Below are 315 nucleotides of genomic sequence, written 5' to 3' on the forward strand. Positions count from 1 at the left end.
GGCCGTTGGCGTGGTACTCAAGTCGATAGGTCTCTCCGACTTCGTTTTCAATCTCGGTCAGTAACAGCCGAACATTGTCATAATGGTATTTAAGCTGCGTGCCGTCCGGATTAATCCGACGGCTGATCAGGTGCAAACCATCGGCGTATTCGTAGCGGGTGACGCGGCCCAACTCGTCGCGCTCGGCAGTGATTTTTCCGTACGGGTTGTAGCTGAATTCGCGTGTGGCCCCGTCAGGCTGAATCACTTTCAGCAAACGACCTACGGCGTCCCACTGATACTGGGTCAGCGCGCCATGCTCATCCTCGCAAGCCA

Annotated in this window: 1 pseudogene; it reads right to left on the reverse strand. The window is 55.9% G+C overall.

The annotated features are described in order from the left end of the window. Nucleotides 1-315 (reverse strand): annotated as a pseudogene (locus HX818_RS31595) (RHS repeat domain-containing protein); the annotation flags it as partial.

The sequence above is a fragment of the Pseudomonas sp. F9001 genome (assembly GCF_013385435.1).
In the GTDB taxonomy this organism is placed as follows: domain Bacteria; phylum Pseudomonadota; class Gammaproteobacteria; order Pseudomonadales; family Pseudomonadaceae; genus Aquipseudomonas.